Source organism: Okeania sp. (assembly GCF_983059655.1).
Window position 1 is genome coordinate 1 of record NZ_CEZPJD010000062.1, and the last position, 19,550, is coordinate 19,550.

The following is a 19,550-nucleotide window of genomic DNA, read 5'->3' on the forward strand; positions in this document are numbered from 1 at the left end:
GATTTATGTGGTTATGTATGGGGGAACAGGAGTGAGCGAATCGAAGTACCAATGATATCATGTTCGTTGGTATCGTTTGTGTAAAAGTTAGCGTGGATATCTACAGAAAATTTAAGTTTTTTTCTTGCCTATTCCCTGTTTTCTGTTCCTTGTTCCCTATTTACTATACAAGACCGATGCTACCGGACATAATATGACTAATGAACGTCAGAAACAGACCTACTATGGAGCTTTAAATCTCCACAGCCAAGATTTTATAGTCCAAGGCTATGAGAAAGGAAATTCTACATCCACAATTGCCTTTTTACAACTGCTATTAGATGAAAACCCCGAATCAAGAATTGCGATGATTTGGGATGGAGCCAGCAAGCAATCGCTCTCAAGCTGTTAAAGACTATCTAGCCTCAGTCAATCAAGGCTTGGAAGAGTCAGATTGGAAGATAACTTGTATTCGTTTGGCTCCAAATGACCCCAGACAAAATCCAGTGGAGGATGTATGGTTACAGGGGAAGCGATTTATCCGAGAGTTCTATACTTATGTCAGTCTTTCTCATGTGCTAGATACTTATTTGAGCTGGTTACACACCGTCAAACCTTTAACTTTCCTAAAATTTTTATGTATGGTGATTTTTCATAAATGATTTAGGATTGCTATATCTACCTTTTCGTAGCATTCTTTTTTAAAATTGGTATAATATTAATCAGATAAAAATAAAGTGGAACAGTTAACCATTCCACAGATAGAAAAATCTCAAAAATAATTCTGAGAAAATAAAATTATCAGTTTTTTTACTCTCAGGAATAAGCAGAAAAGTCAAGTTTTAATGTTTAATTTTCTGTCTCCTTCTTCCTTCCTTTAAACTTCCTCTGCCGCTTGCAAAATCAAACGACGAGCAACAGTTTGAGTACCAGTATGTTCAAAATAATTAGTAGTCATATCGAGAAAAGCCGCCAAATAATCCAACTTATCATCAGCAATTGCTACAAAATTGTCTAAATGATCGATAATCATTTGTGGATCTAATCCTCGTGACGAGACTAAATTACTCATCCAACCCCCAACCGCATCAAAACTATTACCAATAAAATCAAGTTTACCCTGGGTACTATCACCAGGAATCAGATTATTTATCTTCTGAAACAAAGGATTTTGTTGTAAACTAGCAGAACTGTTAAACTAAGCCAGTTTGTTACCAAACCGACTCGTCTTCAGAACCGGACGTGAGACTTTCACCTCATCACGGCTCCTCTCTTAAACGTCCCTTGTCATGGGTACATCCCTGCCTTAATATCAACATATCGTTAACCCATAAATAATCTTCAGGTAAGTCCTGTAACTTTGGTTGCGTGTATGTCTTTTTATCTAAGGCAGTTTTAGTATCGTGGCAATGTCGGTGCAACAGTTGTTTATTCTTATATGTGTTGTCACCACCTTTAGACCTTGGTTTTATATGGTCTACTTCCATAAGGTCATTTGGTCTAAAAGTTAGTCCACAAGATGCGCATTTATTCTTTTGCCGTTTTAACAGCGTTGTAACTTCTTTCCTTACGCCTGGATATTTACCGACTCTATTACTCCAATAAGTCCAATCGCCGTCATAAGGGGATTTATTACCTTTTACCTTAACGTGCCTCACAATAGGAACATCTGAGTGTAGGTTTAGTATACATTCGCCATCATTAAATACCCAATTTCTGGTGTCACTAATTTTTGGGAAATACTTCTTCTTAACCCAGTTGGCTGACTTATTTGGATGCCTCCTACTTGCCCATCTCCATAATCTTTTCCAGAGGAGGTCATCAACTTTGTTGAATATCTCTTTGCTGACCACGGCTGAGAAGTAGTTAGTCCACCCCCTAATTACCGGATTTAGTTTAGCTATTAGAGCTTTAGTGGAGACATTTTTGTGGGTATCACATATATCTGCCAGTTTCCGATAATGAGTTTTAATACTCTTGGAAGATGGTTTTATGAGTGTTTTAAATCCAAGTTTTGTTGACTTAACCTTCCATTGCCTGATTGTGAACCCTAAGAAGTCAAATCCGGGTTTGTTTCCTTCATATTCTTCCAATGTGTGGGCAATTTTGGTTTTTTCTGGTTTTAGTTCTAATCCTACCTGGTTTAACCATTGCTGAATTACGGTTTTTGCTTGTAAAACTACTTTGATGTCTTTGTGTAGAATTACAAAGTCATCAGCATAGCGTATAAGAGAAAGACTACTTATTTTTTCCCGTTGGCCTATTTGCCTCCCCTTGTTATCTTTCATACCTAGAGTTTTGGCAAATTCCATTAATCTTTCCTCCATACCGTGTAAGGCGATGTTTGCTAGTAAGGGTGATATCACCCCTCCCTGTGGTGTACCTTCCACAGATTTTAGGAATTGATTATTATCAAGCACCCCAGACTTTAACCATTGTTTAATTAATCGTCTGTAAGGAGATTGGCCTATCTTTCCTAGCAGTGCATCATGGTTAATTCGGTCAAAACATTTGGATATGTCAGCATCTAACACATATTTTGGCTTGAGTTTGATACTGTCAAAGATGGCTTGGATGGCATCATGTGTTGACCCCCGGAAAAGACCATAGCTATTAAGCTCAAAACGTGCCTCCCACTCTGGCTCCATACCTAACTTCACCAAGGCTTGTAATGCGCGGTCGTACATCGTAGGGATGCCTAATGGGCGCTTTTCATCTTTTCCTGGTTTTGGTATATAGATTCTGCGAGTGGGGCTTGCTTTGAGGTGGCGTGATGCGATTAGGTTCACCAAGTTGAATCGCTGCATTGGAGATAGATTTTTAATGCCATCTATTCCAGCAGTTTTCCGTCCCTGGTTATCCTGTGTCACGCGCCTAACAGCTAGCAACCTTGCGTAATAACTTTTTAAAAGAAGTTTTTGGTATCTGCGCATCTTGCGAAATTCGCCACGGCTGGATGCTTTGTAAATCAATTTTTGTAATTTGAATACTGATTTTTCTACCTTCTTCCAATCAATATCCTTCCATTGGAGGTTGCGATTGATTGAAATTTGTAAAGGCATATCCTCTGTATCCCTTGCTACGCTTAAAAAGCGAGTGCGTAATTCTGAGGTCTCCTCAGAATGTAAGACGCACTCAAGAAAGGGTTTAGGGTTTCCTAATCTTCTTTTCAGTGTTTGAGCTTTATTCATTACTATTCATTGCCTTACATTACGTCTAACAGTGGGTAAGTCTGCATTACTGCTTTTTACCCAATCCTACTCTCCCTAAGACCTACGTCTTTTGCGTAGATTGACCTTGAATGGCTTCCTAAGTTCTCGACCTGTATTCTTAGGTGTCTTAGAGAGGTTTCCTCGTTCCCTTATTCCTTTATTACGGCTGATTTAGTGGGGTAAAATCTCCCGGAGGGTTCAGTATGGTTGTTGGTATAAACGGAATGAATATTTATACCCATAGACCCTCTGACTTTCGTCCTACATCTCATAGCTACCTTTGGGATGGTTTACTGTTACGAGAGTTTAATTACCTTTCTGTTCGTCCACTTGTCAGCCTTTGCTTGCGGTATCGTTCCTGGTAACTGGTATTGTCCCGCTTTTAAACCAGCTTCGGAGATTGATGTTCAGTCTCTACTCCGTGGTCTATGCTTTCAACCCAACAACAGGGCGGATGGAATTTCACCACCAAGGTAATAAGAGTTATTCACAAGTCGAGGGTGCCCTCATGTATTGACTTGGAACGGCCATTTATATCTAGTTCCTAGTTTAGTGGCCAACGAGTCGCACCATTCCCCCAATAATATCTCCCACGCGACTCACAAAATCTGGCCCCAAAGGAATCAACCCATCAAAACACACCAAAGCAACCATTCGCATCAAAGAAGGGCCACTATATTCTTCTGCCAAAGCTGCCGAAAATTCTCCTAAACTTTCTCTGGTAGGCATTCCATTTAATTTGCAGAAAGCAACCAACTCAGCCACAACCTTAATCGCTAAATCAACTGCCTGAGTTTTATCTGCTGATGGAGTTAATTTATTCAGAAAACCCAAGAAAGAGATTTTTTCACCAATTTTGTTGGCCATTGCTGCCGCACCCATAGCAGCATCAGCTTTATCTAAAGTTTGGTAAACCCAGATAGCGTCCTGATATCCTTGAGATTTGTCGTTATATATCCATAGAGCACGTTCGCTAATTTGCTGAATTTTCTTAGGTTTATCTTTGCCAGTAACTTCCCGAACTGTATTTTCAAAGCCTACTAAATTGTTCCATTCTCCAGGTACGATGAAATCTAGGGCGCGTAATGCTGAAACTGTAATCCCACTATTGGGTAGGTCATCGACTAATTTAATAATTGAATTGTTCATAATTTATTTGTCTGTATTAATGTTTTCTCCATTACATTTTATCTTCGTTCCGGAGCCGATATTTCTATCCTAATTTGCATTTAACAAACCTTCCGATAAGTCGTTCAAATACAATAAAATTCTAACTTTTACTATCTCTGACAAGAATTTGAAAATCAAGGAAAATATCATTCTGTGAAGCACTCGAAAAAATCGGTGGCGCGGGGAGATTTTCCCTTGCATCCTCAAAAAAATTGTGATACTGTTTGTTTAATGGGGGCTTTTCGTATCTACGCATGACTTTTTATTCAACTAAAAAATCTAATTTTATTTGACAAATACCCTTTAAAACCTACAACCTAAGCGCGTAATTCTGAAACTGTAATCCCACCAGTGGGTAAGTTATCTACTAATGTGATAATTGAATTGTTCGTAATTTATTTGTCTGTATTAATTTTTTCTCCATTACAATTTATCTTGGTTCCGGAGACGATATTCCTATCCTCATTTGCAATGTTATGAAGTCAACTTCAAGAAACCTTTATTTGAGTTGGATAACATCCAATTTTTATAAATAAAAGTTTCGATTCAACTGCTTAAAGATATTTATTCATCTGTCACAATTTTAGTCTTTTTTAAGGTCAATATGATTAATTAATAACTTTTCCTTCTTCAAGTTTGATAGTTCGGTCTGCTAGATCGAAATATCGATCATCATGGGTAATTACCAGTATAGTTTTGCCTCGATCCTTTAATTTTGGTAGCAGTTCAGTGTAGAAAATTTCCTTAAATTCATGATCTTGATCTGATGCCCATTCATCGAATAAATATATTGGTCTGTCTTCCAGATAAGCAACTAATAAAGCAAGGCGTTTACGCTGTCCAGTTGATAGATCCATATTAGATAGAACACCGTTTTTTACTTTAACTTTGTGGTCTAATTGTAGCTTTTCTAAATAATCGTTTATTTTGTTATCTAAGTCAAAACTTTTTATACCCCATAAAGGATAAAAGAGATGGAAATCAGAAAAAACAGCAGAAAATTGTTGGCAATACCACTCTCTATTTTGAGAATCTATAAGATTATTATCTAGATAAATTTCCCCACTTTCAGGAGTGTAAAGTCCGGTAATTAATTTAGCTAGGGTAGATTTACCACTACCATTACCGCCAATAATAAAAACCAGTTCCCCTGGATAAAATGTCAAGTCAATCGGACCAAGAACAAAATTTTTTTCTTCAAATTCTCTATAATATTCATGGGTGACACCGATGAATTTTAAACATTGCCAAGAAACCACTGATTCTAATAAATTGGGAGAGTTTTCTTGCTGGGAATTAACTGGTGAGGATAACCCTAAATCGTTAATATTTTCTAGAGAAACTTCAGCCTTAGTTAATTCAAGAAGATAGCCAATCACATATTCTAGGGGAGTCATAACATAAATGAAGACTAGAGTATAGTGAGATATAATAGTAGAATTGATATTAACTAATCTGGGCAGAGCAAATAGAAAGGTACCAATGACAACAAAGAACAGTATCTGTCCCCAACTAATAGCACCAGCAAAGATAGTTTTACTATCAATATAATGATTTTTATAAGATACAGCAGTAGTTTCAAAATATTGTGTCGTAAATAATTCACGTCGTTGATAATTTAGTTTGAGTTTTTTATTACCCTCAGTTATGGTCTGGAAGTGGTGAAATAGTTTATCTTGCTGTTCTCGAGCTAACTCAAGCAAAGACCGAGCTTTTTTAGTTAATAAGTAATGACTACATAACCCTAGAATAAAAAGGCATAAACCAATCAAGAATACAGTAGGAGATAACCAAATAACATAGATTCCACAACCGAATAAAATGACAATATTGATCGACAAAATAGGAAGACTAGAAACAGTGCCGGCGATCTCTTGAATATCTTTGAATATCTTTAGTAAGAGTAGCTAAAAGACGAGGTGCTCCTATTTCTTCTAATTGACGTAGAGGAGATGCTAAAATTTTACGAACTAAATCCATTTGTAAATGGAAGGTAAAATCTTGTAAAAGATAGATGAAAAAAAATCTAGAGGCAAAATTGGTAATAACTCGAAGGAGACAGAGACTTACAAAAAGCCAAGCCAGAGTAGTTGTTGATGAATAGCCCTGAGTTAATGTGTTGTTGATTAAAATAATTAGACCTGTTGCACTAGCACCACTAAGGATACCTGACAATACTGCCAGAGCAAAATTTTTAGGGGAATAGCTGAGTAAAAGTTTAATAAGATTCATTGTGAGTTGTATTAGTTTTGATGGCTAATATTTTGAGTATATCTAAAGATTAAAATGATAGCTTGATACATATCTATTAAAACTGCTAAAACCGCTAAATCACCCAGGATAAATTACTTACTTGCTTACCGAATAATTAATAATTAATAATTAAATAATTCTGGTTTAAAGCCTCCCCTTTTAAGGGAAAAAAGCGGTCGTTTGCTTTGCAACGCTGGCGCGAAAAGCGCAGCTTCCCGTAGGGTGGGATGGCGAGGTCTCCTCGCCATATCCAATCGACCAAGAGAAAAGAAAATATTCCTTATATTCAATCCTCTCGGTTTTAACTAGAGGTAATTATCAATTATCAATTATCAATTATCAATTATCCATTATCAATTAATGAAAATTATATGCACCTAATTCTTTTAAATTAGTAATAGTTGAATTTGACAGACCTGTTACTCCTGAAATATCAATATTTTCATAAGGTCTATTGCCCTGAAAAGAATTAACTATTTTACCAGCATTAATATCCCAAACTTGAAACTTTTCTCTATCTCTACCTATAACTAAAAAATTGGAATCTGAACTAAAAGCAAGAGACCAAATTGAGGAAAATTTTTCTTGTAATATTTCAATTGATTGACTATTTTTAATATCCCAAATATTTACAATTCCATCGTAAGTACCATAAGCGATAAATTTACCATCATAACTACAAGCCATAGAAATAATTGGTTTACCAAACTTTCCTAAAGTCTCAATACATTCTCCAGTAACTATATCCCAAAGTTTAACTATTCCAGTAGTTTGCCCACTAACTAAAATTAAACCATTAAAATTAAATCTAATAATATAAGAAGCTTTTTCTTGTATAGTTATCTTACATTCCCCGGTTACTATATCCCAAAATTTAATAATTGAATGACCGCCACAACTTGCAATTGTTTTTCCATCAGGACTAAATGCAACAGAAAGTATCGGGCGAGAATGACCGTAGAAAGTTTTTACACATTCTCCTGTTTGAGAATTCCAAATTTTTACAGTTCTGTCGCTACTACCACTAACTATTTTCGTACTATCTGAGCTAAAAGCAATAGACCAAATACTATCATTATGTCCTTGCAATATTTTGTGATATATTTGATTATTAGTAACTTCGTGAATATTATTTTTAGTAAGGCTATCTATCTGCCAAAGTCGGATAATATTATTTCTATTACCAACATTTGCACAAGCTATAAATTTTTCATCAGGACTAATAATTAATGAAGAAAGCCAATCTTTATGTTCAAAAAAAGTAGATAGACATTGATTAGTATTTACATCCCAAAATTTAATGGTATTTTGACTTCCACTAACAATTATTTGACTTTTATTAGTAAATACAACTGAATGAACAAAATCTGCACGACCCTGTAAAGTTTTCAGACATTTACCTGCAGTTATATCCCATATTTTTACTGTTCTATCGACGCTTGCTGTGGCTAATATATTTTTATTACTAAAAGTTAAGGCGTTAATTTCTGAAAGATGCCCTTCTAAATTTTGTAAATATAAACCTGTCTGAATATTCCAGACTTTAACAATTTTTTCTCCGCTACCAGTCGCCAATTTTTCACCATTTATACTAATATCAATCAAGGAAATATGATAGCTCTGAGATTTGAATGTATTTAAACATTTACAATTATGTACATCCCAAATTTTTACAGTTTTATTTTCTAAACTAGAAGCTAAAATCTGATTATTATCGATAATCTTGACTGATAAAATTACGCCACTATTCGTGTCAAAACTATTAATAATTGTTTTTGTATTTATATCCCACAGATAAACCACACCATTTTCACAACCAAAAGCTAGAATATCTGTTTGAGGGGAAAGACTTAAGGCAGAAATACGACTCTCTGATTCAATCAATATATCTGAATTACCAGTTTCTAAATTCCAAGATATTATTTGTTTTTCTGAGTAACCAAATAACTGACTTCCATCTAAGTTAAAGAGAATATTTTTAACTGTCTGATTATTAGGTGAGTTTAAAGTATAAATACATTTTCCTGTAGCAATATCCCAGATTTTTATATTTCTATCTCTACTAGAACTAGCTATTTTTTGATTATCGGGACTAAAAGTAATAGAATCTACTATAGTTGTATGTTCTTGATGTTTAAAAATTTGTCGATTTTCTCGCCATTTCCACAAACAAACCTCACCATTAATACTTCCCGTAACTAAAAATTCTCCACTCGGACTAAAAGCCAGACTAAAAATAATACCAAAGGTATCAGTGAAAGTTGTTTTGGCAAAGTTACTATTTGTAAAATTAACATTGTTTAAAGTTATTCCCTGTAAATTTCCTTGGCAAATAGTTAGCTCGGAGAAATCTTTGTCACTAATTTTTATAGATAAGTTAGATAGTATATTGAGAATATTTCCCCCAACATATCCAGTAAAAGATGGAGACTTTTTGCGGAAGCGATCGAGCATTTTCATCAAATAACTCTCAATTTCCTCCTTACTCCCTAAAGTCATTTCTAAACGTTCGATAATTGGGGCAATAATTAGACGTTTTTGTATTTCTTGAATGTAATCCGATGCCGTAGCTTTGAGCAAAGCATGACTTTGAAGTAGTGAAATTTCTCCACAGATAATTTCGTGAAATATTTTGTCGATTAAATTTATAGTTACATATTCCATAACTACTGGTTGTAGTGAAAATTTCGAGCTATTGTGAATATTATCTCTAGTTTTTTCAATTAAGGAGCGACGATGTAACGACTCTAGTATCTCTAGTAAACTAAATTGATTAATTGATGTTAATTCCAGAGAAGATTCATTCCTATGTTCAAACTTCGGCGACAATAAATCATTCTTTAATTCGGCGATCGCCACAGCATCTCTATTGATAGCTAACCAATACAATACAGATTTTTCTAATTGTGATAAATGTTGAAATTGTCCCTCGATAAGATTACAGATATCGCCAAATATTGTTGTGCTTTGAGCAAAAAAATCATCAATATTACCGTCGAATAGATCTAGTATGGTAGTTGCGATAAATTTAAGATATAAAGGATTACCACCATAATTATTAATTAACTGTTTTAACTCTGAATCTTTAGTATGAACAACCCCTTTAGCTTGAAAAATTTTCTTGATTTCTGAAATACCCAAACCACTAATTTGTAATGAACGAACAGGTAATTCTTTACCTTCAATAGCAGCAATTTCTTTGGGCTTTTCTCTAGAAGTAATTAGCAAACAACTTTGGTGATTAACTTCCCCCAATTTTCTAAAAAATTCACCATAATCCTCATATCCTTCCAGATAATTACCAGCATAATTACCCTCCGAAAAAATAGTATCAACATTATCAAGAATTAATAAACAGCGTTGATTTTTCAGATATCCAATTAACTTATTAATTATGAGATTAATATTTTTCCCTAAATCTGTTTCCTCTCCATTAGATAAAATTTGTAATAAATTAGTAATTATTTCTAAAAGTGGTGGTAAATTCCGTAAAGAAAACCAAATTGAATAATCAAAATATTGACTCAGATTTTTAGTCACTTTCGCTGATAAAGTTGTCTTTCCAATTCCACCAATTCCGATTAGTGTAATTAAACGACATCCATTATCTACAATCCATTCTTTGAGTATATTTAACTCTTCAGAACGACCATAAAAAATCGAAACATCTGGCGCTTCATCACAAAAATAATTATTTAGTTTATTATCCCTTGGTTTTTCAACCTTATTATTAACTACATCTAATTTTGTATAATCACTTGGATTTAACTCCAAACCAAAACCACGAAAAAAGCGATCTAAAGTACGCTTATCAACACCAACTTCTCGACGTAAAACTTTAGAAATTGTCGCCGGGTCGAGTCGAGTTATTTCACTTAAAGATTCAATAGTATAAGGTTTGACAGAATTTTCTTGACTTTCTTGAATTTGTTTAGCATTATTGAGTTTATCCCATCCCTCACTTGTTAGAATAACTCCTCGTTTACTTCTGCCTCGTCCAGTCATAGTAGAATTACCCATAATTTACCTCTTCTTCTTCCTAATCATAAAGATCGTCAATCTGGAAGTTATGGATTTTTATGGAAGTTTTACATTTTTATTCGATTTATTATTGACTATACTTTTTTGACAAAAATATTAGAATTGTTATGGTTCAGAAAATTTGATACTCAAATACACAAATAACTTTTATAACTTCCTGAACTTCCCTGGTGTTAATAATTAACAGATGCAATGATACTTACAGATGGAATTACAAAGACATTCAACTTTTCCAGTTAATGGTTATTTTGAAAATCTACTTTTATCTGTATTAACTAATAATTTACAAATTGATAATTAGAGCTGATTCATTAGGTTGAAAGTTTCTCCTAATAATTGATAATTGCGCTAAAAATAATTATTCGGGTGCATCTCAATGCATGAATAAAGCCAAAAATCGCTTTTTGGCAACAGGCAACAGGCAACAGGGAATACATAATAAAAAAGTATTTTTGCAAATACGAGATGCACCCAATTATTCATTGTTCATTATCAATTGTTAAAGAGGTAATTATCCATTATCAACTATCCATTATCCATTAATGAAACGAGGTATATAATGACTCAACTTAACACCGATAATCTACCATTATGGGTTCAAGATAGAGAGGAAGTATTAAAATCAAGTCAGAACGTAGAATGGCGTAATGGAGCAGCACCAAATTATACTGCTTCTACTAAAAATCTAGCCAAAGAAAGTAAATATAACCACACAGAAAACTCTCTTGAATCAATTGTACAAAATTTAGTACGAACATTCGATATTGAGGCAAATTTTAAAACAAATCCTCAAGACTGGTTAACTGTAGTTCAAGATAAATTCCGCATGAGTACAAACGGTGGAACTAATTATCAATTACAAGACTTAATCGACTCAGGTACTTACAAATTGTTGATAGGTAATACTCAACATTACAAAGCCTCAGAAGAAAGTTTTGAGACTTCCACAAATCTCTTTCATACTGCATTTCCCGAAGGTTTTTTATGGGAAGTCGTAGAAGTTTATTCTCCCCCACCAACAATTGTTGTTAAATGGAGACATTGGGGACATTTTCGAGGAAATTATAAAGATTATGTTTCTACAGGAGAGACAATTGAAGTCATTGGAATAAGTATTGTCAAAGTTAGTGATGATTTAAAAATTCTTTCATTAGAACACTATTATGACAATACAAAATTTTTAGATAGTCTAACATCCGGTGGTAAAGCTATTGCTGAAAACAAACAAAAATCATCAGGAGGAACACAAACCTCTAATTCCTTACAACAGAAATTTATGGGTTTTATCAAAAACTTTTTACGGTTGAAAAAAAATCAAAAAGTCTCTAATTCACCAGTAAGTCGCTGTCCTTTTGCAGCTTTTATGCAGTAATATTGTTTATATAGCAATATGATTTGAGTTGTGAGATATTGGAAATTTTTAGGTATGGAGGGAACACTTAACTGGGAACAGAGAAGAGAAAAAAAACGTATCATATGAATATAATAATTGCTATATTCTACACTTTTAAGGAACATCTCAATTCTCACAACTCATTCCTGATTGCTATAGTAGGCTTTACTATCTATAATTAAGGATATTGCCCTACAACGGTTTTAACCAGAGATAATTATCAATTATCCATTAATGAAAAGACCAATGCTACCGGACATAATATAAAACCTATGATCTACCACCTACCACCTAAAACCTATTGCAAAAAGGCAGAGGGCAGGAGGGAAGAAAGGTTATTTTACAAGCTTTTGAATCTTTTTTAATACCAATAAAAAAAAAGAATGTTACGAATAATAAGTCCAATAAAAAGATTTTGTAGGAAATGCCCTTTGACAAAAAATGAGGATTTACGACATAAAAACTGGCATTAAATATATTCATTATGACTCATGAATTCATAATTATGGATTATAAGAAATACCCTAACTATTTGTAGCAAACATTTATCAAAATGGTATAACTGGTTAGGAATGAGGATTTATTAACTTCCAAATTTTCTGCACAGAAGTATTTCAGTGGAATACTCCTAGACAAAAACTTTGGATCTTATTTAATTCTCATTCCTTAGTTATTTCCGCTATCCTGCACTATGTTGCTTAAAACCCCAAACTTTCCAACATTTTCCAATGCTGAGAAACAGGAGCAAGAGTATTTGCTGCTATCATTCCACTAACTGCCACTGCAGGCAAACCGATACCAGGAAAAGTAGAGTCACCACAACATAATAATCCCGGTAAAGGTGTATTTGGCCCAGGAAACAAACTTTCTCCGGAACGAATTGCAGGTCCGTAAGTTCCTCGGTGGCGGCGGAGAAAACGTTCGTGAGTTAGTGGAGTGCCGACCAATGTTACTTCACAACGAGAACGTACATCAGGTATTACCCGCTCCAATGCTTGCCACATCACCTCAGCTCGTTGTTGCTTTTGTTGTGCATATTCTTGACTCTTTCTATCCATACCATGCCAAAATTTATAAGGTTCATTTCCTGGAGTATAGACATGGATAACGTGCTTACCAGGTGGTGCAAGAGTAGCATCTATCAAAGATGGAATGGATATCAACACAACATTCTGAGCTGCATCTATCTCATTCCAATGATTGACAATAATGTGGTGACACGCCAAGCCTGGTTTGATGTCTGTAGCATCAATACCTAAATGTAAGTGCATGAAACTATTACATTCCGGTGTTCCTTGTCGCTCTTCCCGAAAAGATTTTGGCACTGCACCTTCTGGCAATAATTTTAAAGTATCCCAAATAGAAGCATTGGATATTACTGCTTCCTTTGCTCTAATTTCTGTTCCATTTCGTAAACCCACGCCAACAGCACGCCCATTTTTAACTAACACCTCTTCCACATGAGCATTCAACATCAATTGACCACCGTGACGTTGTAACCCACGCACCAAAGCATCAACTATTGCCCCACTGCCACCAATAGGATAGTCAAGTACAACTCCTGGTCGATACCATTCGGCAAACATAAATGCAACTTCGGCAGCACTTGTACCATTTGCAGGTAAACCTGAAAGTAGGAAACAGAGTAAATTAAGCCAGTTGTCAATAAAAGGGTCTGTGACAACATTTTCCATAATTTGGGAAAACGGCCCTGTTAACTTTCCAATGTTGAAAATATGTTTTGCCATAGCAGGCAGAAACTGCCCCATGGTCATTATTGCTCCTAAGTCAAAACGGAGAGAAGCTGGTGGAATAGCGATCGCTGCTTCTGCAAATGGAGCCATAACTGTTTGGAGTTGACGCCATTCTGCTACAGCACTTTCTCCTCTCAATTTTCGGAGAATGTCACAAAATTGGTCTGCACCTACGGAGGTATTAAAGTCACCTTCTGGCAAACAACAGCCCCAAGTGTCGTAGGTTACACAGGGAACTGTTTCGTCGATAGCATCCAAAACTTGTGCTAGTGGGTTGGTAGAGGGACGATAAGATAGACCAGAATGCAAAGATGGTCCAGAATCAAATTTATAGCCTTGATATTCAAAACTATGAGCAGCACCTCCTGCAATGGAGTGACTTTCACAAACTATGACATTAAAACCATAGCGCGCTAGTAAAGCGGCACAACTGAGGCCACCAATTCCACTACCGATTACAATTACATCAGTCTGAGACATTTTTTTTTGGTAAGTTTTTAATTTCTTTGATTTTAGTTAATATCATGTCCGCTGGTATCGTTTGTGTAAACCCAAAGGTCATTTCAGTTATCAGTTATCAGTACCGACCACTAAAATCAGAGGCTTGAAATACTGAACTGAATATTTTTTCATCCCCTTAAAAGGGCAGGGTCAATTTATTGTCATTAGACATCTCCAGAAAAGAGGGAGTAGGGAACCCACCCCTAACGCCTCCCAGGAGGGGAAATAATTGATAATTTATGTGTGATAATTGATTTTATTTTTTATTATTAGAGATATCTATTAGAGAAAAATTGATGGGGAGATGGGGATATTTGCACAATTAAATGTATTTCTTATGAATATTCTCTGACGACAAAGAATTAGCCCTGCCTTAAAAGGGGAGGCTTTAGACCTCATTTTTTGGTAAATATTTACAGGAAATTTAAGTTTTTTTTCTTGCTCTTAAGTATTCCTGTCTGTTCCCTACCTTTGCTATACAATACCGATGCTACCGGACATGATATAATTAAGTTTTTCAAATATGTGAAAAATTCTTTAGAACTTACTAAAAATTAGACATCTCCAGAAAATAAATCTTTTAATTAGTAAGCATTTCCTGCCGAATGCTGCGCAAACAGCATATCAGCTTTTGAACTTATGCAAGCAATAACTGAGGTGAGGTTATAGCCAATTTCATTAATTAATTTTAATGCTCCTTGATAGATAATTCCTCTCTAGTATGATAATGAGTTAATAACAAATAGCTGATAGCTGATAGCTGACGGCTGACTGCTGAATGCTTACTTTAATTAGAGCAGGCTAAGGATACAAAAAATTCACCCTGAAAAATATTTTTTCGTGTCTTTTTAGTAAAAATATCTTATACCAATTCCTACAAGTAATGCTATAGTTGGGTAAGACTTAAGTTATTAATTAATCAAAACAGTTATAATGATCTTTTTGCTAAAAATAGTCTAGTTAATATTAATTATTCTTACTTTTTACTACTCCCCCACTCCCCTACTTAACAAAATACTGATAACTGAAATGACAACTACTCTTGATGTTAAAAATATTGCTGCTGCTTTACCAATTTTTGTTGAACCGGAAAAAAAGGAAAAATTTTTATTTGTCTTAGGTGCTTTAATGACTAGATTAATTAGTTTGAGAAAAAGCGCGGAAATTATGGAAATTGATGCTGAGGAATTATTGCAAATATTGGATTTATTAGGCATTGAATTTTCCTATCTTTCCTCTGAGGATATAGAACAGGAACAAAGGTGGTAAACAATTAATAATTAATAATTAATAATTAATAAGTAACTGGAGAGTACAAAGTTCTCCCAAAAAACGATTTGTTTTGAAGACTGAAAATATTACTGGCAAGGGCTTACAGTACTTACAGCTCAGAATAAAAGATTTTTTAACCCTTAGAACGCTGAAAGCCTTAGCTAGCAATAGTTATTCCAAGAACTTTGCACTGTTTAGTAAGTAATAATTAATATTTTAATAAGTAAAAGTTTTGAAAATCGCGATTGATTCGTCTCCTATTATCTTTTTAGTCAGGTTGCAAGCTTTAGAATTATTTCTTAATGACAATTATGAATTTTATATAACGCCTTCTGTGGTGACTGAAATTAATGCTAAAAGTGATGATATTAGTCAGGCATTGACTCCCATATTAGCAGCAGAAAAGTTAATTATAAAAAGCACTAATTTAACTTCTTTATTTAATCGGTTAAATATGAATTTTGGTCGGGGTGAATCAGAAACTATTGTTCTGGCTACGGAATTACAGACTGAATTTGTAATTTTAGACGATTTAGCTGCTAGAAAAATGGCTACTAATTTAGGATTAAATGTAAAGGGCACTTTAGCTATTTTGAAAAAATTAGCTGTGGAGGAAAAAATAGAAATAGGTAATAAAGATGAGTTTTATCAAAATCTTATCAAAATCAAATTTAGAATTTCCCGCTCTATTTTTGATGCTGTATTTCGTGATTTTTAGGAGATAAAAATTAAATGAAAATACCAATTTGATAAATGTTTGCTACAATAAGATTTGACACGGGGACGCAGAGATTGGATAATTGAGTAATTAATTCAATCTACTCGCTCTATTCATTAAATGCGCGTCTTCCTCTCTCCGCGTCTCCGTATTTCCCCCTCCCCGTGTCCTCAAGAAACCTCTACTCCCCCACTCTCACCTCCCCTTCTCCACGAGGATCTGCTGCTGCTTCCAACACTCCATTTTCATCCACCACAACTACATTTGCATTTCCCCAACCATCACGCATTTCAACATTATGTCCTCGCTGTTTCAACTCATTCACAGTTACTTCACTAAACCCTCCCGTTTCTAAAAGTAATCTATCAGGCAACCATTGATGATGAAAACGAGGTGCAGATACTGCTTCGGCAGCATTCATTTGATATTCCAGTACATTTAAAACTACCTGCAACACTGTAGTAATAATTGTACTTCCTCCTGGAGAGCCAGTTGCCATAATTAACCGACCATCCTGTGTTACAATAGTAGGGGTCATGCTTGACAAAGGGGTTTTTCCTGGAGCGATCGCATTGGCCTCACCTCCCACTAAACCATATAAATTTGGTACTCCTGGAGCACCAGCAAAGTCATCCATCTCATTGTTTAATAATATTCCTGTACCACTCGCTACTACTCCAGCACCAAAGCTACCATTTATTGTATATGTCATACTAACAACTTGGCGCTCTCGATCCACTACAGTCAAATGAGTAGTATCTGGAGATTCCCAAATAAAACGCCCTAGAGTTTCTGGTGATGCTGGTTGTACTTCAGTGGAAGGTCTGACTTGTTGGAGATTAATAGCTTGACGTTGCTGTTGAGCATAACTACGACTGGTTAATTCTCTGACAGGTACTTGTACAAAATCTGGATCTCCTAAATATTTGGAGCGATCGGCATAAGCAACCCGCATTGCTTCAGTCAGTAAATGAATAGTATCAGGATTTTTATTGCCCCACTCTTGCAATTTAGTTTCGCCAACAATATTCAATATTTGTAGTAGATGGACTCCCCCAGATGATGGTGGCGGCATGGCACAAATTTCCGCTTGTCGAAAGTTGCCACAGATAGGTTGACGCCAAATTGGTGTATAATTTTTTAAGTCTTCTAATGTAATTAAACCTCCATTAGCAGACATATCATTAGCGATCGCTTGAGCAATTTGGCCTGTATAAAAGCTTTGTGGATTTTTCGCAATGGTTTCTAAAGTTTGAGCTTTATCACTTTGAATTAGTAAATCTCCTGACTGATATGCTTTTCCATCCTTTGTAAATATTTCTCTTGCTGCGGCATTTTTGTTGATTACTTCTAAACGTCTTTCTAATCTATTAACGAAGCGATCGCTTACTTCAAACCCATTTTGGGCATAACTAATAGCTGGTTGTAATAATTCTAACCAGGGTAATTTTCCATAGTATTTATGAACAGTATATAACCCCACAACAGTTCCAGGTATTCCTACTGCTAAATGTCCATCTAAACTTGCTCTTTTTTCAATTTCTCCTTGTGAGTTAAGGTACATATTTTGGGTTGCTGCTTTGGGCGCTCTTTCCCTAAAATCTAACGCTTGAATTTTATACTGTTTCTGAATTTCTGGATTTTCTGGGGGAGTTCCTAATAGCAAAAAACCACCCCCACCAATACCTGCGGAAAATGGCTCTACTACCGAAATTGCGAAGGCTGTAGCAATGGCTGCATCTACTGCATTTCCGCCTTTTTGCAGAATTAATTCTCCTGCTTCACTGGCTAGAGGATGAGCTGATACTACTATACTTTGTTTACTGCGTTTTAATTCTGCTACAGGTGTTACAGATTTTGGAGAGTTTTGAGTACATCCAAATAGTGAAATGGAAATAGTGAGACAAGTAGATAAGAGAATTTGGCTTTTAGTTTTAAGTAATGAGATCTGGAGCATTTAGCAAGTATATAAGATTTATTCTAATTTATAGCAGAAGGAAGAAGGAAGAAAGAAGAAGGAAGAAGACTTTTAGTTATCTAGGAAATTAGTTATCTACTAGAGAAGGAAAAGGCTTGCGTTGTCTGAGTTTTGAGCTTTTAATAGTCAAACACTTTTCCTTCGGCTGCTATATTCAATTTTTTACTTCTTATCAGTATCAAAGCTATCTTCTGGCATGATAGTTTTGACTTGTTGGCCTAAAAGTTAGCTAAAATGTTTAGTCGAATAGGCCATCTGGTAGAAATCCAGCAGAGCTGTTACGCTTTAAAACAGGAGCTAATATTATTCCATAATTCTGTTCCTAATTCAACAATTAATAATTAATAATTAGGGTTTGCTGATTAAATATAAAAGTCTTGATATCTAAAGGTTTTTGCCTTTTTAGGTAGTGAAAAAGTACCAGGTTTTTGCCTAAGGAAGCTCAAAAAGTGAGTATTGGCGTAAGTATAGAAGCAGAAAAATCTTGGGATAATTTTTTCTTTGTACGTCCTCTACAACTCCTTCCAACTCTTGACTCTTCACTACTCCCTGCTCCCTACTCCCTGCCGAGCGCAAAAAGACTTTTTCAGCAAACCCTAATTACCTTTCTTGAAAATTGATGAGATTGATGAAAAGGTTTTTTTTGATTTATTCATTCTTTGAAATAGGAGTCTTTAAACCTTAATTAGGGTTTGCTGATTAAATCTCAAATAATTACCAGATAAAGGTAAGTGCCTTTTTAGGCATTGAAAAAGTACATGGTTTTTAGCTCTAATTGCTCAAAAAGTTAGTATTTTGGGCAAGATATGGGAAGAAAATCAAGTGAATATTCTTCTAACTACCTCTTCTAGAATTCCCATTCCTTCTGACTTCAACGATTCTGGATTTTGGCTCCTACCCTTACCAAAAAACTTTATTCAGCAAACCTTAATTATAAGGAATAGCAAAGAATATTGCGTTGTCTAAATTTTAAGTTTTTGATATTTAAAATATAGTAATAGTAACTGTTATAAGATCGCTATTTTTTTATTCCCTCTCTCTGTTCGGGTGTTCTTGATGACTGATAACTGATAACTGAAATGACCGTTTATTTTTAAATATTTAACCGAACATGGTATGACATATCAAAAATTAGTATTAAGTGAAATTGAATTTGATATTATTCATTACTATAATAGATCAGCTGTTGGGCATTTAAACCACTTATTTATTTTGTGTCTAATTAAAAATATAGCAATCAGGAATCAGTTGTGAGAATTGAGATGTTCCTTAAAAGTAT

General features: G+C 34.9%; 16 protein-coding genes. 8 read left to right on the plus strand and 8 right to left on the minus strand.

The window, feature by feature from the left end:
- The first annotated feature begins 193 nt into the window (after positions 1-193).
- Together AC3DU7_RS06135 and AC3DU7_RS06140 are read left to right on the plus strand one after the other, a co-directional pair.
- Complete coding sequence (locus AC3DU7_RS06135) at positions 194-391, plus strand: transposase domain-containing protein (RefSeq protein ID WP_488038468.1); 198 nt, start codon at positions 194-196, stop codon at positions 389-391.
- The gene (locus AC3DU7_RS06140) at positions 357-641 is read left to right on the plus strand and encodes a transposase domain-containing protein (RefSeq protein WP_488038469.1); all 285 of its coding nucleotides are present in this window, start codon (positions 357-359) and stop codon (positions 639-641) included. The genes AC3DU7_RS06135 and AC3DU7_RS06140 overlap by 35 nt, the downstream gene beginning before the upstream one ends.
- Before the next feature lie 215 nt (positions 642-856).
- Here AC3DU7_RS06140 and AC3DU7_RS06145 read toward each other — a convergent pair whose 3' ends face one another.
- Both AC3DU7_RS06145 and ltrA read right to left on the minus strand, forming a co-directional pair.
- The gene (locus tag AC3DU7_RS06145; protein WP_488038470.1) at positions 857-1,144 is read right to left on the minus strand and encodes a hypothetical protein; all 288 of its coding nucleotides are present in this window, start codon (positions 1,142-1,144) and stop codon (positions 857-859) included.
- Positions 1,145-1,238: 94 nt separating this feature from the next.
- The gene (ltrA, locus tag AC3DU7_RS06150) at positions 1,239-3,170 is read right to left on the minus strand and encodes a group II intron reverse transcriptase/maturase (RefSeq protein WP_488038471.1); all 1,932 of its coding nucleotides are present in this window, start codon (positions 3,168-3,170) and stop codon (positions 1,239-1,241) included.
- 224 nt (positions 3,171-3,394) lie between these two features.
- Between ltrA and AC3DU7_RS06155 the strand changes: the two genes are divergently transcribed.
- Positions 3,395-3,556 carry a hypothetical protein gene (locus tag AC3DU7_RS06155; protein ID WP_488038472.1) on the plus strand — a complete coding sequence of 54 codons (162 nt, stop codon included), beginning with the start codon at positions 3,395-3,397 and terminating at the stop codon, positions 3,554-3,556.
- 184 nt (positions 3,557-3,740) lie between these two features.
- Here AC3DU7_RS06155 and AC3DU7_RS06160 read toward each other — a convergent pair whose 3' ends face one another.
- The 4 genes from AC3DU7_RS06160 to AC3DU7_RS06175 all read right to left on the minus strand — a co-directional run bounded on the left by AC3DU7_RS06160 (position 3,741) and on the right by AC3DU7_RS06175 (position 10,634).
- Positions 3,741-4,340: a hypothetical protein gene (locus AC3DU7_RS06160; protein ID WP_488038473.1), complete on the minus strand. Its 600-nt coding sequence runs from the start codon at positions 4,338-4,340 to the stop codon at positions 3,741-3,743.
- A 629-nt stretch (positions 4,341-4,969) separates the two neighbouring features.
- Entirely contained in the window at positions 4,970-6,202 is a 1,233-nt protein-coding gene (locus AC3DU7_RS06165; RefSeq protein ID WP_488038474.1) for a cyclic peptide export ABC transporter, read from the minus strand.
- 10 nt (positions 6,203-6,212) lie between these two features.
- On the minus strand, positions 6,213-6,593 hold the full coding sequence (locus tag AC3DU7_RS06170; protein WP_488038475.1) for an ABC transporter transmembrane domain-containing protein: 381 nt from the start codon (positions 6,591-6,593) through the stop codon (positions 6,213-6,215).
- A 378-nt stretch (positions 6,594-6,971) separates the two neighbouring features.
- Entirely contained in the window at positions 6,972-10,634 is a 3,663-nt protein-coding gene (locus tag AC3DU7_RS06175) for a WD40 repeat domain-containing protein (protein WP_488038476.1), read from the minus strand.
- 401 nt (positions 10,635-11,035) lie between these two features.
- On the opposite strand from AC3DU7_RS06175, the gene AC3DU7_RS06180 reads away from it, so the two are divergent.
- Positions 11,036-11,158 (plus strand): hypothetical protein, encoded by a 123-nt coding sequence (locus tag AC3DU7_RS06180; RefSeq protein WP_488038477.1) that lies wholly within the window; start codon positions 11,036-11,038, stop codon positions 11,156-11,158.
- Between the two features lie 56 nt (positions 11,159-11,214).
- Positions 11,215-12,027, plus strand: a complete 813-nt coding sequence (locus AC3DU7_RS06185) for a SnoaL-like polyketide cyclase (protein WP_488038478.1) — start codon at positions 11,215-11,217, stop codon at positions 12,025-12,027.
- 719 nt (positions 12,028-12,746) lie between these two features.
- Here the strand turns inward: AC3DU7_RS06185 and AC3DU7_RS06190 are convergent.
- Positions 12,747-14,282 (minus strand): phytoene desaturase family protein, encoded by a 1,536-nt coding sequence (locus tag AC3DU7_RS06190; RefSeq protein ID WP_488038479.1) that lies wholly within the window; start codon positions 14,280-14,282, stop codon positions 12,747-12,749.
- Positions 14,283-15,332: 1,050 nt separating this feature from the next.
- Between AC3DU7_RS06190 and AC3DU7_RS06195 the strand changes: the two genes are divergently transcribed.
- Both AC3DU7_RS06195 and AC3DU7_RS06200 read left to right on the plus strand, forming a co-directional pair.
- Entirely contained in the window at positions 15,333-15,572 is a 240-nt protein-coding gene (locus tag AC3DU7_RS06195; RefSeq protein WP_488038480.1) for a hypothetical protein, read from the plus strand.
- 235 nt (positions 15,573-15,807) lie between these two features.
- A complete protein-coding gene (locus AC3DU7_RS06200; protein ID WP_488038481.1) occupies positions 15,808-16,293 on the plus strand; it encodes a PIN domain-containing protein in 486 nt (161 codons plus the stop codon).
- A gap of 181 nt (positions 16,294-16,474) precedes the next feature.
- Here the strand turns inward: AC3DU7_RS06200 and ggt are convergent, their stop codons facing one another.
- Entirely contained in the window at positions 16,475-18,250 is a 1,776-nt protein-coding gene (ggt, locus tag AC3DU7_RS06205) for a gamma-glutamyltransferase (protein WP_488038482.1), read from the minus strand.
- Positions 18,251-18,720: 470 nt separating this feature from the next.
- Between ggt and AC3DU7_RS06210 the strand changes: the two genes are divergently transcribed.
- On the plus strand, positions 18,721-18,891 hold the full coding sequence (locus AC3DU7_RS06210) for a hypothetical protein (RefSeq protein WP_488038483.1): 171 nt from the start codon (positions 18,721-18,723) through the stop codon (positions 18,889-18,891).
- The last annotated feature ends 659 nt before the right edge of the window (positions 18,892-19,550 follow it).